Origin of the sequence: Pectobacterium hainanensis (assembly GCF_046237015.1) — a bacterium.
Lineage (GTDB): Bacteria > Pseudomonadota > Gammaproteobacteria > Enterobacterales > Enterobacteriaceae > JBJYIN01.
The window spans coordinates 63,161-78,972 of record NZ_JBJYIN010000004.1; the positions used below are offsets into that span (position 1 = coordinate 63,161).

At 46.5% G+C, this 15,812-nt stretch carries 11 protein-coding genes; 6 read left to right on the plus strand and 5 right to left on the minus strand.

Annotated elements, in window-relative coordinates; genetic code table 11:
• The first annotated feature begins 311 nt into the window (after positions 1-311).
• The 3 genes from ldtD (at position 312) to ACKPVM_RS05225 (ending at position 3,665) form a co-directional block, all read left to right on the plus strand.
• Positions 312-2,021, plus strand: a complete 1,710-nt coding sequence (gene ldtD, locus ACKPVM_RS05215) for a L,D-transpeptidase (protein ID WP_409307493.1) — start codon at positions 312-314, stop codon at positions 2,019-2,021.
• 181 nt (positions 2,022-2,202) lie between these two features.
• A complete protein-coding gene (gene mepK / locus ACKPVM_RS05220; RefSeq protein ID WP_409307495.1) occupies positions 2,203-2,751 on the plus strand; it encodes a peptidoglycan L,D-endopeptidase MepK in 549 nt (182 codons plus the stop codon).
• A gap of 266 nt (positions 2,752-3,017) precedes the next feature.
• Positions 3,018-3,665 carry an MBL fold metallo-hydrolase gene (locus ACKPVM_RS05225; RefSeq protein WP_409307497.1) on the plus strand — a complete coding sequence of 216 codons (648 nt, stop codon included), beginning with the start codon at positions 3,018-3,020 and terminating at the stop codon, positions 3,663-3,665.
• 83 nt (positions 3,666-3,748) lie between these two features.
• On the opposite strand, the gene ACKPVM_RS05230 is transcribed toward ACKPVM_RS05225, so the two are convergent.
• From ACKPVM_RS05230 to pncB, 4 genes are all read right to left on the minus strand, one after another.
• Positions 3,749-4,939, minus strand: a complete 1,191-nt coding sequence (locus tag ACKPVM_RS05230; RefSeq protein ID WP_409307499.1) for an amino acid aminotransferase — start codon at positions 4,937-4,939, stop codon at positions 3,749-3,751.
• Between the two features lie 236 nt (positions 4,940-5,175).
• Positions 5,176-6,249, minus strand: coding sequence for a porin (locus ACKPVM_RS05235; protein WP_409307500.1), 1,074 nt, complete (start codon positions 6,247-6,249; stop codon positions 5,176-5,178).
• Between the two features lie 294 nt (positions 6,250-6,543).
• Positions 6,544-7,944, minus strand: coding sequence for an asparagine--tRNA ligase (gene asnS, locus ACKPVM_RS05240; RefSeq protein ID WP_409307502.1), 1,401 nt, complete (start codon positions 7,942-7,944; stop codon positions 6,544-6,546).
• A gap of 323 nt (positions 7,945-8,267) precedes the next feature.
• Positions 8,268-9,473, minus strand: a complete 1,206-nt coding sequence (pncB, locus tag ACKPVM_RS05245; RefSeq protein ID WP_409307504.1) for a nicotinate phosphoribosyltransferase — start codon at positions 9,471-9,473, stop codon at positions 8,268-8,270.
• A gap of 369 nt (positions 9,474-9,842) precedes the next feature.
• On the opposite strand from pncB, the gene pepN reads away from it, so the two are divergent.
• From pepN to ACKPVM_RS05260, 3 genes are all read left to right on the plus strand, one after another.
• Positions 9,843-12,458, plus strand: a complete 2,616-nt coding sequence (gene pepN / locus ACKPVM_RS05250; protein ID WP_409307505.1) for an aminopeptidase N — start codon at positions 9,843-9,845, stop codon at positions 12,456-12,458.
• 185 nt (positions 12,459-12,643) lie between these two features.
• Entirely contained in the window at positions 12,644-13,654 is a 1,011-nt protein-coding gene (pyrD, locus tag ACKPVM_RS05255) for a quinone-dependent dihydroorotate dehydrogenase (RefSeq protein ID WP_409307507.1), read from the plus strand.
• A 202-nt stretch (positions 13,655-13,856) separates the two neighbouring features.
• Entirely contained in the window at positions 13,857-14,444 is a 588-nt protein-coding gene (locus tag ACKPVM_RS05260; protein WP_409307509.1) for a cell division protein ZapC, read from the plus strand.
• A 59-nt stretch (positions 14,445-14,503) separates the two neighbouring features.
• On the opposite strand, the gene ACKPVM_RS05265 is transcribed toward ACKPVM_RS05260, so the two are convergent.
• On the minus strand, positions 14,504-15,607 hold the full coding sequence (locus tag ACKPVM_RS05265) for a YcbX family protein (RefSeq protein WP_409307510.1): 1,104 nt from the start codon (positions 15,605-15,607) through the stop codon (positions 14,504-14,506).
• Positions 15,608-15,812 lie beyond the last annotated feature (205 nt).

The following is a 15,812-nucleotide window of genomic DNA, read 5'->3' on the forward strand; positions in this document are numbered from 1 at the left end:
TGGATTGAATGATAAAGTCGCTTTTTTAAGCGACTTTATTTTTATGACAATCGTAGAAATCACACCCGAAAATTTAAGGTGATAACGTCAAATAATACATGTGACTTGCCGGACCAGTGAGATTATTGTGTGATGGATAGAGCAAAATTATTTTTCTCTTTATATACTGACAGTCAGGTATAAGACGGTATTTGCATGATCGCAATACGTAAAAAGATAATTTTTCTTAGTCCTATTTGGTAATGTTATTTCCGCTAGCAAAATCGTTTGTAGTGGAAGAAGTGAGTGCTATGTGTACAGGGGATAAATGGATGTTGTTATATAAGCGAAAAATGCAGAGGCTATTGTGGAGTGCTGGGTGTGTCTGGGTATGTAGTCTGTCACCTTCTTTTTCGGTGCAGGCAGCATTGCCCCCAGCGTTGTCTAATGCATCGCAACAAAATGCAGGAGCAATCTCGGTTGAACATAGCAGGGCATCAATATTAGCGGCATTGCCAAAATCAATCACGCTGAAATATCTATCTGATTTATCATCACTTTATGCTACTCATCATATGCAGCCGATGTGGGCTGATAATCTTGCGGTTCAGCAATTTCAACAACAGCTGGCAGAGTTAGCGATTTCAGGTATACAACCACAGTTTACCACTTGGGTCACTTGGCTAACCGATCCGCAAGTTACCGGTCTGGCTCGGGATATTATCCTCTCTGATGCGATGCTCGGTTATTTGCAGTTTGTTTCTGATGTTGAGCGTAATGGCAATAATTGGCTATACAGTAGCGTTCCTTATCGTCTGCAATCTCCGTCACCTAATGTTGTCAGCCAATGGCAGCAATCAGTGGTATCCGGTACGAGCGCAACCTATCTGGCGTCGCTGGTTCCTCAACATTCGCAATATGCCAAGATGCACGATGCATTGAAAAATATGCTGATGGATAACCGTCCCTGGCCGAAATTGAATTTATCGGAAACCCTGCGACCAGGGCAGCAAACGCAGGAATTGGCTGTATTGCGTGAAATGCTGCACCGTACCGGTATGCTCGTCGATGAAAATGTGACGTCGCCACTCGTTGAAGGAAGTACGACTGAACATCCCGTGGTGGATTCAGAGAATCTTTATACCGGGGCGTTGGTTGATGCGGTTAAGCGTTTCCAGCATTGGCAAGGGTTAGAAGCTGATGGCATCATCGGTAAACGGACTCGTGACTGGTTGAATGTTTCGCCACAAACGAGAGCAACGTTGTTGGCGCTAAATATCCAACGGTTACGTATTCTGCCGGATAACGTTAACACGGGTATCATGGTGAATATCCCCAATTATTCACTGATCTATTATCAGGACGGCGCAGAGCGTTTGTCATCGCGGGTCATTGTGGGGCAACCTCGGCGTAAAACACCGCTAATGAGCAGTTCATTGAATAATGTAGTGGTTAATCCGCCATGGAATGTGCCCACCACACTGACGAGACAGGACATTATTCCGAAGGTTGTACGCGATCCAGGGTATTTGCAGCGTCATGGTTATACCGTGCTGTCTGGCTGGAGCCAAGATTCTGAAGCCATTGATCCTGCTATGATAGATTGGCCGCTGGTCGCGCCAGAGCGTTTCCCATATCGGTTGCGTCAGGCACCGGGAGCCAATAACTCTTTGGGGCGTTATAAGTTCAATATGCCAAATTCGGAAGCCATCTATCTGCATGACACGCCGAATCATAACTTGTTCCAGCGAGACATTCGCGCACTGAGCTCTGGTTGTGTTCGCGTGAATAAAGCATCTGAATTGGCGGGGATGTTGCTACAAGACGCGGGCTGGAATAATGCGCGTATCTCTTCAACGTTAGATCAGGGGAATACCACGTATGTATCAATGAAGCACCGGATTCCCGTCAGCCTGTATTACCTGACGGCCTGGGTGGCTGAAGATGGTAAACCTCAGTTCAGAACAGATATTTACAATTATGATGATTCGGCAGGATTGGGAACGCATATCTTGCCTAAAGCGGGATTATTACTGCTGTAAGTCTTGAAAATAGCGCGACTTAGCGAAACTAACCAAGATTCTTATCCTGAGGGGATCATTGCGATCCCCTTCAAACCCATGAGTAAAGCGGGTTGACTCACTTTTCATAGGCGGTTAAGGTTCAATACGGTGCAATTTATGTATCCCGTCGACACCGTTTTTATCCAGGATAACCCGTTCTATGGATCACATTGACAATCATCGCCGCAAATGGCTTGCGCTAGGTGGCGTCGCATTAGGAATGGCGCTGCTCCCCGGTCAAGCGTTTGCGACATTATCAACACCGCGTCCACGTATTTTAACGCTTGATAACCTGAATACTGGGGAACGCCTTAAAACAGAATTTTTTGATGGTAGGCGTTATAACAAAGAAGAGCTGTCTCGCCTTAATCATTTTTTCCGTGATTACCGCGCAAATAAAATCAAAACGATTGATCCGCTCTTGTTTGATCAATTGTTCCGTTTGCAGGTGATGCTGGGAACGAATAAACCGATACAGCTTATTTCTGGGTATCGGGCGGTTGACACGAATAATGAACTTCGAGCACATCGTAAAGGCGTCGCCAAACAAAGCTATCATACTAAAGGTCAGGCGATGGATTTTCATATTGATGGTGTTCAACTGGCTAACCTGAGAAAAGCAGCCGTAAAGATGCGGGCAGGTGGGGTCGGTTATTATCCCCGTAGTAACTTTGTTCATATTGATACTGGCCCGGTTCGAACCTGGTAATTTTTTTAGATATTGGTATATACACTAAATAATTCGAGTTGCGTGAAGGCGGCAAGCGAAGGACAAATTCGTCGGGAACGAATTTGACCAGCCAACGGCTGGCCTTTGGTGAGAGACAGGATGTCTCTCATTTAATCCCGATGAGCTTACTTGAGTAAGTGATTCGGGTGACTGAACGTAGCCAACGCACAGGCGACTTGAAGTATGACGGGTATACCTGTTTTTATGGCAGTGAAACTGTCAGGATGCTTTAAAAATGGAGCAGTATGAAATATCAAATAGTCCCTGTTACGGCGTTTAGCCAAAATTGTACGTTGTTGTGGTGTGAGGTCACGAACGAAGCCGCCATTATCGATCCTGGTGGTGATGTGGATAAAATTAAACGTGCAGTAACGAGTGCGGGGATTACGGTAAAGCAAATCTTACTGACCCATGGGCATTTAGATCATGTCGGCGCGGCCACGGAGGTTGCTGAGTTTTATCACGCCCCGATTATTGGCCCGCATAATCAAGATGCTTTCTGGTTGGATGGACTACCTGCACAAAGCCGGATGTTCGGGCTAGATGAATGTAAACCGCTAGTTCCATCGCGTTGGTTGCAGGAAGGCGATAAGGTTAACGTCGGGAAGAGCGTACTGACGGTGTTTCACTGTCCTGGTCATACTCCGGGCCATGTTGTTTTCTTTGATAATGTTGCCCGCTTGGCGTTAGTTGGGGATGTTATTTTTAATGGTGGAGTAGGGCGTACTGATTTCCCACAGGGCGATCATCAGGCATTGATTGATTCGATCAAAAATAAACTTTTTCCGCTGGGGGATGATGTCACATTTATTCCCGGACATGGGCCGATATCAACATTTGGTCAGGAGCGGAAAACGAATCCTTTTGTGCGTGATGAGCCGGCGATCTGGTAGTTTATCTCTTATTACTCTTCTCGTTTCAGCCTGTCATGCCCGCTTAGGGCAGGCATGACGGAATCATCTAACTGATATTAACTCTACAGAACGGCAACGATGGCTTCACACAGGGGAGCCATATTTTCTGGCGTCATACCTGCAACATTGATACGACCAGAATTAACGGCATACACGCCAAATTCACTGCGTAAGCGTAGCACCTGATCTTTATTCAGCCCGCTGAATGAGAACATACCATTCTGGTTGATAATAAAAGAAAAGTCCTGTTGGGCACCTTTTTCCTGCAACGTATTGACGAACAATTGGCGCATGCGTTGGATGCGTTCACGCATTGAGGTCAGTTCTTGTTCCCAAATTGCTCGCAGGGCATCGTTGCCTAAAATGGTTGCAACGACAGTCGCGCCATGTGCTGGCGGATTCGAATAGTTGGCACGAATAGCAGCTTTCACCTGACTGAACGCGTTATCAGCGGTTTCTTTATCGGCTGCAACCACCGTACATGCGCCAACGCGCTCGTTATACAGACCGAAGTTCTTAGAGTAAGAACTGCAAACGATCAGTTCTTTATGTTTGGCGGCAAAAATGCGTAATCCTTCAGCATCTTCTTCCAAACCACGGGCAAACCCCTGATAGGCAAAATCAAACAATGGTAACCAACCTTTTTGTACAGAAAGATCGGCTAGTTTGGCCCACTGTTCCGCCGTAGGGTCGATACCAGTAGGGTTATGACAGCAACCATGAAAGAGAACGACATCGCCAGCCTGAGCGGCGTTGAGGCTGTTCAGCAAGCCATCGAAATCTAATGAGTGGTTGGCTGAATCGTAGTAATCATATTCGCTAACTTCCAGACCGACGGCTGAAAATACATTTTTATGATTTGGCCAGGTTGGGTTACTGATCCAGATGCGCTTTGCCGACGTTTGGTTGGCAATAAAATCGGCAGCAACACGCAGCCCACCAGTACCACCCGGTGTTTGTGCGGTGCGTGCACGCTTGTCAGCAATAATACTATTTTGTTTACCAAACAACAGTTCTTGTGTGCACTGAGCAAAAGCAGGTAGCCCATCAATACCTAAATAGTTTTTTGTCGTTTCATTTTCTAACAGAAACTGCTCAGCTTTTTTAACGCTGGTAAGTACGGGGGTTTTACCTGTTTCATCTTTATAAACCCCAATGCCTAAATTGATTTTACTCGGACGATCATCGGCACGAAAAAGATCGGTAAGACCAAGAATAGGATCGGCTGGTGCGGCGGAGATATGTTCAAACATTGATAGGGCATTCCATAACAGAGAGATTAAGCAAGAATTTCAGATTACCGCCAGTAAAAGGCTTTGCCAACCATTGAAGTCAAAAAGAAAGGGAAATAATAAAGGGTGTAGAGGAAACAAAATAAAAGACTGGTTGGAAAGCGATAATTAAGATTTAAACATAAAAAAGACAGAGCCTTGGCTCTGCCTTTTCTGCACGATAAACGGTGTTAAACCGTCATACGATGCGTATCAACTTAGAACTGGTAAGTCAGACCAACAGCAACGGTATCGTCATCGTTGATGCCGTATACGTTGTCATCTTTGATCAGGTTGATCTGATAATCAACATAGGTAGACATGTTCTTGTTGAATGCATAAGTTGCACCAACGCTGACATATTTGGTCAGGTAATCGTTCTCTGAAACACCGTTAGAAGACAATTTACCTTTAGATTGAACATAAGCCAGTGATGGAGTCAAACCGAAATCAAAGTTGTATTGAGCAACAGCTTCGAAGAATTTGGTCTTATCAACAAAACCAGCATAAGTTTCATCAACATAGCTCAAATTACGGTATTCACCGTAAGTAGTTGCTAAATAAACGTTATTTGCTTCGTATTTAGCAGTGGTTGCCCAAGCTTCAGCTTTTTGACCTAAACCATCAGCCTGTTGGCTATCAGTACGATCAGACGCGCTATAAGCAGCGGCAAAACCTAAACCGATGTCAGATTCATAAGATGCTGACAAGCCCCAGCCATCGCCGTTTGACTTCTTCATTTCACGTTTATTGATGGAGTTACTGTCGTTTTTGCCTTGATATTGCAAAGCAAAGTTCAAACCATCAACCAAACCAAAGAAATCACTGTTACGGTAGGTAGCAACACCAGAGGTACGCTGAGTCATGAACCCATCGGTATAAGCGGAATCACCACCAAATTCTGGCAACACGTCGGTCCATGCCAGTGCATCGTAAACAACACCATAGTTACGGCCGTAGTCAAAAGAACCTGCATCACCGAATTTCAGACCAGCGAAAGCCAAACGAGTTTTACCATTCGCGCCATCTGATTCAGCTTTGTTACCGGAAAATTCATATTCAAAACGACCAAAACCAGTTAATTCGCTATTGATCTGAGTTTCGCCTTTGAAGCCCAGACGAGCATAAGTTTTATCACCGTCATCGCCACCATCAGAGAAATAGTGCAGACCGTTTAATTTACCGTACAGGTCCAGCTTGTTGCCGTCTTTGTTATAAACTTCTGCAGCGTTGGCTGCGCCAGCGACTAACAGAGCTGGGATTACTACTGCAAGAATATTGCGTTTCATCATTATTACCCTCATTGGTGTTATGTAGACACCTGCCACTGCCATAAATAATTCTTTGGGGAACTATTCCTGAAAGTTTGGTGTCTTCCTGTGTCTGAACGCAGTTTTCCATTCACTCGCCCGTTAATCCACCCTAAAGATGCTACTAACTTCGTAATCGAGTAACAAATGGAAAATATGTATTTCAAAATGTAAATTTTAGGGAACTTTGTGAAGCATAACCAAAATTAAAAAAAAAGAGCCGGAAAGCCCGACTCTTTTTTCTACATATTTGTTTTACTTATATTAAATTTTTATTTAAAAGCTCGCGTTCCTTGGAGTGCGTGGGAAGGGGATGACATCGCGCACGTTTTGTACACCGGTAACATAGGCAATCAGGCGTTCAAATCCCAAACCGAAACCAGAATGTGGGATCGTGCCGTAGCGACGCAAATCGCGATACCACCAATAGTCTTCCTTGCTTAGCCCCATTTCTTCCAGACGAATATCCAACTGGTCAAGACGCTCTTCACGCTGGGAACCACCGATAATTTCACCAATACCCGGTGCTAATACATCCATTGCAGCAACGGTTTTACCATCGCTGTTCATGCGCATATAAAATGCTTTGATGTCTTTCGGGTAGTTTTTAACGACAACCGGTGCTTTGAAGTGTTGCTCTGCAAGGTAACGTTCATGTTCAGAAGAGAGGTCAACACCCCAGTAAACCGGGTTCTCAAACTGCTTCCCGCAGTTCAGCAGGATTTCAACGGCATCGGTGTAATCCACCTGAGCGAAATCGGAATTGACGAATTTCTCCAGTCGAGTGATCGCCTCTTTATCGACGCGCTCAGCAAAGAATGCCATATCATCGGCACGTTCGTTCAGTACGGCTTGGAAAACATATTTCAGAAGATTTTCAGCCAGACCAGCAATATCATCCAGCGAAGCGAAAGCAACTTCTGGTTCAATCATCCAGAACTCGGCCAAATGGCGGCTGGTATTGGAGTTCTCAGCGCGGAATGTAGGCCCGAAAGTGTACACTTTCGACAGGGCACAGGCGTAAGTTTCACCGTTCAATTGTCCGGATACGGTCAGAAACGCTTCTTTGCCGAAAAAGTCTTCACTGAAATCGACCTTACCCTGTTCAGTTCGCGGTAAGTTTTCCAGATCGAGGGTAGAAACACGGAACATTTCACCAGCGCCTTCCGTATCAGAAGCGGTGATCAGCGGTGTTGATACCCAGAAGTAACCATTTTCATGGAAGAAACGGTGGATAGCCTGCGCCAGAGTGTGGCGAACACGGGCAACGGCGCCAATCAAATTGGTACGTGGCCGCAAATGCGCAACTTCTCGCAGGTATTCAATACTGTGCCGTTTGGCCGCCATCGGGTAAGTATCAGGATCGTCTACCCAGCCAACCACCTTAATTTCAGAGGCTTGTAATTCGAAGCTCTGTCCCTCGCCTGGTGAGGCGACGACTTTACCTGTGACTTCCACGGAACAGCCGGTAGTCAAGTGCAACACGTCATTCTGGTAATTGGAAAGATTATTATTGATGACGGCCTGTAATGGATTAAAGCAGGAACCGTCATAAACGGCGATAAAAGAAATACCGGCTTTAGAATCTCTCCGGGTCCGTACCCAGCCGCGCACGGTGACTTCGCTGTCAACGGCAACACGGCCTTGCAGTACGTCGACTACAGGCACTACGCTCATAAAATTCTCTCTTCAATTAATCTGTTTAAAAGTAATGGATATACCCAATAGATTTCGAGTGAGCAAGGGTTGATCGCCAGCGAGCGACGGGATGTCGCTCATTTCATCCCGATTGGCTTACCAAAGTAAGTGAGTCGGGTAACCGAACGTAACCAACGTGCCTGCAACTTGAAAGGTGAAGGGTACAACCCTGAAATGGGTAATTTGCTATGTTACTTGCCGCCCGGCAGGACACAAGCAGAAATCACCGGAATGCAATAAGTTTTCTGCATTCCGGCTTATCTGGGCTAAAAGTTAGTCAGCGAGGAGCCTAACGAACGATATTAACTGGCTTTTCTGATGCGGGGCAGATCGAAGGCTTTACGTAACTCGGATACAAACGCCTGATCCTGACAAATTGTTTTACCTGGGCTATCGGACAATTTCGCAACAGGTTTACCATTGCACTCCACCAGCTTGATAACAATATTCAACGGTGTTACACCCGGAATATCGCAGGTTAAGCGTGTGCCAATACCAAATACCAGATTAATCCGTTGCCAGAAATGCCGATAAAGCCTGAGCGCTTTGTCAAGATTCAGGTTATCGGAAAACACCAACGTTTTACTCATCGGATCAATATTCAAACGTTGATAATGCGCAATGGCCTTTTCTCCCCAATCAACCGGATCGCCTGAATCATGACGCAACCCCTGATAAGATTCGGCAAATTGGCTATCGAAATCGCGCAGGAAAGCATCCATGGTAATGCAATCGGTAAGCGCAATACCCAATTGATTGGGATATTCGTTTAACCACATTTGCAATGCTGCCCGCTGGCTATTAGCAAGCACCGGACTAATCTGCTGATGAGCCTGAAACCATTCATGCGCCTGCGTTCCCACGGGTGTCAGTTTTAAGCGGCGAGCCAGATCGTAATTGCTGGTGCCGATTAAGCAGGGAAACTCGGATTGCAATGTGCTCACGATCGTAGATTGGACGTCACGAGAAAAGCGGCGACGGGTTCCGAAATCCATGAGTTTAAACTGGCTGATGTCCACATCGGTGCTGATCTGCCGGAAATGGGCCAGCGTTTCATTAAGCCGTTCAACCGCCTGCCCTGCATCAATCTGCGGGGTACGGTTACGGTGAACCACTTCGCTGATAACTGCCAGCAAGGGAACTTCCCACAGAATGACTTCGCGCCATGGTCCAGTAATCCGAATATCCAGCTTACCCTGGTTGTTTTTAATGCTGACTTGCTGTGGGTTAAAGCGAAACGCTTTTAGCCAGTTCAAGTAATCCTGCTTGAAGAAGGGTAGCGCAGACAGATAGGCAAACTCTTCGTCACTCAGCGACAAAAAATGCATAAGAGCAACCTGCTCGGTTATCTCTTCAGCGTAGATTCCCAACAACTCATCACCGCGACAGCGGAACTCGGCCGCAACATCGACATCGTAATAATGATGATACACCGCTTGCTGCATATGCAGCTTGTAAGCATCCGTATCCAGTAATGACGTTAGAATCGGGGAAGTGTGTAAAGTCATAATGCGTTACAGCATCCTCGTTAGACGCATATCCACTTTCAGGACAATCGGCAAGGTTCGGTCAGTATACATTGATTCCCATTGCTTTACTCTATACCCGTCATACTTCAAGTTGTCTGTGCGTTGGCTGCGTTCAGTCACCCGAATCACTTACCTGGGTAAGTTCATCGGGATTCCCTCACTTGCCGCCTTCATCCAACTCGAATTATTTAGGGTATATCAGAGCACAATGGGGTGTTAGACACGAGATTCAAATGTGCTATACCAGAATTTATCATACTATTGCTTGAGTAACAGATTATCTTGATAACATTGGTGTAACAGGAATAGGCTTCATTTCTGACGCCTACGAGGAGATGGAAACGTTATATGAATCAACAGCCGCAAGTAAAATATCGCCATGACTATCGTGCACCGGATTATACCATTACGGATATTGCCCTGGATTTTGATCTGCATGCGGAGAAAACGCGTGTAAAAGCGGTAAGTCAGGTTGTATTACAAGGGGATGTAGGCGCGCCACTCTGGTTGGATGGGGAAGGTCTGACGCTGGTAAGCCTCCATGTAGATGGCGTGGCATGGCCGCATTACGAACAACAGGATAATGGTTTGTTGCTGACAATGTTGCCAGCAACATTCACGCTTAGTATTGAAACAGACATTCATCCGGCAGCGAATAGTGCGCTGGAAGGCTTGTATCAGTCAGGTGACGCACTGTGTACCCAATGTGAAGCTGAAGGTTTCCGTCATATTACGTACTACCTCGATCGCCCAGACGTATTAGCTAAATTTACGACGCGCATTACCGCCGATAAAACCCGCTACCCTTACTTGTTATCCAATGGTAATCGCCTTGCTCAAGGTGAATTGGAAGGCGGGCGACACTGGATTGAGTGGCAGGATCCGTTCCCCAAACCCTGTTATCTTTTTGCACTGGTCGCCGGTGATTTTGATGTGTTGCAAGACAGCTTTACGACACGTTCTGGTCGGGATGTTGCGCTGGAGTTGTATGTTGACCGTGGCAATCTCGATCGTGCGGATTGGGCGATGACGTCGCTGAAAAATGCGATGAAGTGGGACGAAGAACGCTTTGGTCTGGAATACGATCTCGACATCTATATGATCGTCGCCGTTGATTTCTTCAACATGGGGGCGATGGAAAATAAAGGGCTGAACGTTTTCAACTCCAAATATGTCCTGGCGAAAGCGGAAACCGCCACAGATAAAGATTACCTGAATATTGAAGCCGTTATTGGTCACGAATATTTCCACAACTGGACCGGCAATCGCGTGACCTGTCGTGACTGGTTCCAGCTTAGCCTGAAAGAAGGATTAACGGTGTTCCGCGATCAGGAGTTTAGTTCTGATTTGGGGTCGCGCCCGGTGAACCGTATTGATAATGTTCGTGTGATGCGCGGTGCCCAATTTGCCGAAGATGCTGGCCCGATGTCTCATCCGATTCGTCCCGATCAGGTCATAGAGATGAACAATTTCTATACCCTGACCGTGTATGAAAAAGGATCAGAAGTGATCAGGATGATGCATACCTTATTGGGTGAAGAAAAATTTCAGAGCGGAATGCGGCTTTATTTTGAGCGCCATGATGGCAGCGCGGCAACCTGTGATGACTTTGTGCAGGCGATGGAAGACGCGTCTGGTGTTGATCTCACGCAGTTCCGCCGCTGGTATAGCCAATCGGGTACGCCAGTGTTAACCGTCCATGATGATTATGATCCGCAAACGCAGCAATATTTATTGAGCGTTAGCCAGGCAACGCCAGTCGGTGCCGATAAGCAACCTAAGTTGCCGTTGCATATTCCATTGGATATTGAGCTGTACGATCAGCAAGGGCAGGTGATTCCGTTACAGAAAGAGGAGCAGTTGCTTTCCTCGGTATTAAATATCACGGAATCTGAGCAGACGTTCATTTTCGATCAGGTGCCTTGCCGTCCCGTTCCTTCTTTATTACGCGAGTTTTCTGCGCCGGTAAAATTGAATTATGTCTGGAGTGATGCTCAACTGACATTCCTTATGCGTCACGCCAGTAATGCATTTTCGCGTTGGGATGCGGCACAAAGCCTTTTAGCGAATTACATTCGTCTGAATGTTTCTCGCTATCAGCAAAAACAGCCGCTTTCTGTACCGATGCATGTTGTGGATGCGTTTAGGGGAATTGTGTTGGATGAAACACTGGATCCAATGCTGGCATCCCAAATTCTGACATTGCCTAGTGAAAATGAGATCGCGGAATGGTTCGATATTATCGATCCTACGGCAATCGCTGCGGTACGGGATGGTATCGTGCGAGCGATGGCGAAAGAAATGGCGGATGAATGGCTAGCGGTTTATCACGCGAATCATGCAACTCACTATCAGATCGAACATGCAGATATGGGAAAACGTGCGCTGCGTAATGTGTGCTTATACTATCTGGCATTTGGCGATGAGGTCCAGGCCAATAAGCTGGTGACTACGCAGTTCGCTCAGGCTGATAACATGACCGACTCTTTGGCGGCGCTGTCTGCGGCGGTGAGTGCCCAGTTAACGTGTTATGAAGCACTGTTATCTGAATTTGACGAGCGATGGCATCAGGATGGGCTGGTGATGGACAAGTGGTTTATGTTGCAGGCGACCAGTCCGGCAGTGGATGTCATGGAGCGCGTTCGTTCTCTCCTACACCACCGTTCGTTTAGTCTCAATAACCCTAATCGCCTGCGTGCGCTAGTAGGGGCGTTTGCGTCATCGAACCCTTCGGCTTTTCATGCAGAAGACGGAAGTGGTTACCGTTTCTTGACGGAGATCCTAATCGATCTGAATACGCGCAATCCACAGGTTGCCGCCCGGTTGATCGAACCATTAATTCGTCTGAAACGTTATGATGTGAAGCGTCAGGGATTGATGCGAGAAGCATTGGAACAGTTAAAGGCACTGAAGGACCTATCTGGCGATCTATTCGAAAAGATCGGTAAAGCGTTGCAAGATTAAAGAAACGTTTAACTGTTTTCTTACATTAAGCACAATGCTCGCTTGCGGGCATTGTGCTTATTTACCTTGTGATTTCAGGCGCAGACAAACGTTTTACTTTCCGTCGCGATAGAATTACCATCACCGCCGTGCGCGAAACCGTATTCTGACTTTGTTTATTTGCGATTGGGATCCCAGGAGACGATATGTTCTATCCCGTTATCAGGAAGGCGTTATTTCAGCTCGATCCAGAACGAGCACATGAATTCACTTTTCAGCAATTACGCCGCATCACCAACACGCCATTTGAATTCCTCGTTCGTCAGTCTGTTCCTACCAAACCCGTCAACTGCATGGGGTTGTCATTTAAAAATCCACTTGGGTTAGCTGCCGGTCTTGATAAAGATGGTGAATGCATCGATGCCCTTGGCGCAATGGGTTTTGGATTTATAGAAGTAGGGACCGTTACGCCGCGCCCGCAACCAGGCAATGACCAACCAAGGCTATTTAGGATTGTTGAAGCTGAAGGGCTAATTAACCGAATGGGTTTCAATAATAAGGGTGTGGATTACCTGGTTGAGAATGTCAAAAAGACGCGTTTCGGTGGCGTATTAGGGATTAATATTGGTAAGAATAAAGATACGCCAGTCGAACAAGGCAAGGACGATTATTTGATCTGTATGGACAAGGTTTATCCACACGCCGGTTATATTGCGATCAATATATCTTCACCCAATACGCCAGGATTACGTAGCCTGCAATATGGGGATGCGCTGGACGATCTTTTACAATCAATAAAGAATAAACAAACTGAATTACAGAATAAGTATCAGAAGTATGTGCCTGTTGCCGTGAAGATCGCGCCGGATCTTACCGAGGCTGAATTGATCCAGATTGCTGATAGTTTAGTTCGCCATCATATTGATGGTGTGATTGCGACGAATACCACGCTCGATAGAAAATTGATCCAGGGATTAAATCATTGTGGGCAAACTGGTGGATTAAGCGGTCGACCTTTACAACTGCACAGCACGGAAATTATTCGTCGTTTATCTCAGGAATTGTCCGGTCGTCTGCCTATTATTGGTGTCGGTGGTATTGATTCGTTGATGGCGGCTCGTGAAAAATTAGATGCAGGTGCAACGTTGATTCAGATCTATTCCGGTTTCATTTTTCGTGGACCGGGTCTGATAAAGGATATCGTTACACATATTTAATCTTTTCTGCCTTTCATTTATCTCCGGGGGTTTATTTATTCCCCCGGCTAGTCTATATTTTATTCGTTTGCATAAATAATCTATCAATAGACAGCCTTACTTTGATGGTGTCTAAGTTTATACCGATACGCATTATCGCAATATGCGAAAACACAATCAACCATTTCTGATATTTCTATGATGAAAGCGAAGGGTAAATAATATGAAGTTAAAACCTGACGATAACTGGCGCTGGTATTTTGATACCGAACACGATCGCCTGATGTTAGATCTGGCTAATGGCATGTTATTCCGTTCTCGCTTTCCGTCTAAAATGTTAACGCCGGATGCGTTCAATGAATGTGCATTTTGTGTTGATGACGCCGCGTTATTTTTTACCTATAACGATAAATGCCAGAAGGTAGCATTACATCGTGACCTTCAAGGCGAATTGGTGTTGAACGCATTAGTAGCGAGTCGCTTCCTTAAACCGTTGATGCCGAAAAGCTGGCATTTCATCCAACAGCCGAACGCCGTGGCGTATTTACCTCAGACGGGAGATATCGTTCAGGTGCAGTTAACCGAAACCCATGAAACGGCCTGTTTTCTGGTAGCGGAAGCAGGGGATAAAGCCTGTCTCTGTCTGCTGGCGCAAGAACAGCTTTCACTGAGCGGGAAAACGATGGTGCTGGGTGACGCCATAAAAATCATGCACGACAGGTTAATGCCTGCTGCTATTCAGAATAGCGCTGAGTGGGAAAATGCATTAGGTGAAGGCACGTCGGCATTTGAGTATGCCAAGGTCGTCTAAATCCCAATATATACCCGTCATACATCAAGTCGCACGTGTGTGTGGTGGCTTGTTTTCGACTACTGCAAATGAAGATCACTCTGCGGAATACAGCTACAGCTAAGAATTTCACCGTTTTCTCTGATAGCACTTTGCTTCAATGCGGAAACCTCTCCGCTGACTAGCGTCAACTTACAGCAACCACACAGTCCTGCACGACAAGAGTAGGGGACGCGAATGCCTTGTTGCTCCAACTGTTCTAGTAAAATCTGCTGATTGTTCCCTTGTAATACTTTTCCCTGATAGTGGAGGGTGACGGCCTGTTCGCTTTTTTCGGGAACGGTAAGACTTTCGACTACCTGACCAGAACCGTAAGGGCGTGGCGGTTTGGTTGCCAACACTTCCAGTGTATCGCCTACGCGAATGATGCCCGTATTTCTGGCGACCAGATTTTGCCCAAAATCAACGTCGCCGTTTTCGGCAGTACGGAACGATTGCAGCGTTGCCAGTGGCTCCCCTGACGGATGTTTACGGCCACGTTCGATGCTGACCGTGGTGAAAATACAGCGACTACAAGGTTTGACGACGTCAAAAATAATCTCGCCAATACGAATGGTCTTCCAGCTATCTTCGGCAAAGGCTTCCGCCCCCGTCACCACTAGATTGGGGCGAAACTGTTCGATTTTAATGCCGGCAGGGCAGCGCTGGCGTAATGCCTGAAATGACGCGTCATTAATTAACAGGAACGGATAGCCGTCAGCAAATGCCAAAGGCACGTCTGGATAATGCTTCACCCGTCGAGATGGTTCATTGCTCACCCAGCGCAGTTGGACGGTGCGCTGAAAATAGTGGCTCAGCCAGATATTGATAGCATCTGGGGCGACAAGCGCCGTAAAATGTGTTCCCCACACTTCTGTCGGCTGCGGTGCTGCGGTGAAGTCGGCAAAACGAATGGTGGTGGTTTGGCCATCCGGTGCGGCAATAAACAATCCATCCGGTAGCAATGCCGGTGTAAACAGCACCATTTGAGGGTACTGGCGAGCGGTAATAAAGGTTCCATCAGGTTCGGTAACCATGAAGGCGCGATCGTTCGCCAAACCGCTGGCAGATGCCATAGCATAGGACAATTGCAAACCCCGCATCGATTTTATCGGATGAATATAAAGCCGCGTTACGCCAATCACTGACCTGTTTCTCGCCAAAGTAAAACGGCAACTTTATGACAAGCGTCTGGGATTAGCTATAATGCGCCTCAATTTCTTTTTCTATACCCGTCATACTTCAAGTTGCTTGTGCGTTGACTGCCCTTACTCACCCCAGTCACTTACTTATGTAAGCTCCTGGGGATTCCTGCGGTTGTCGCCTTCACGCAACGTGAATTATTTAGGG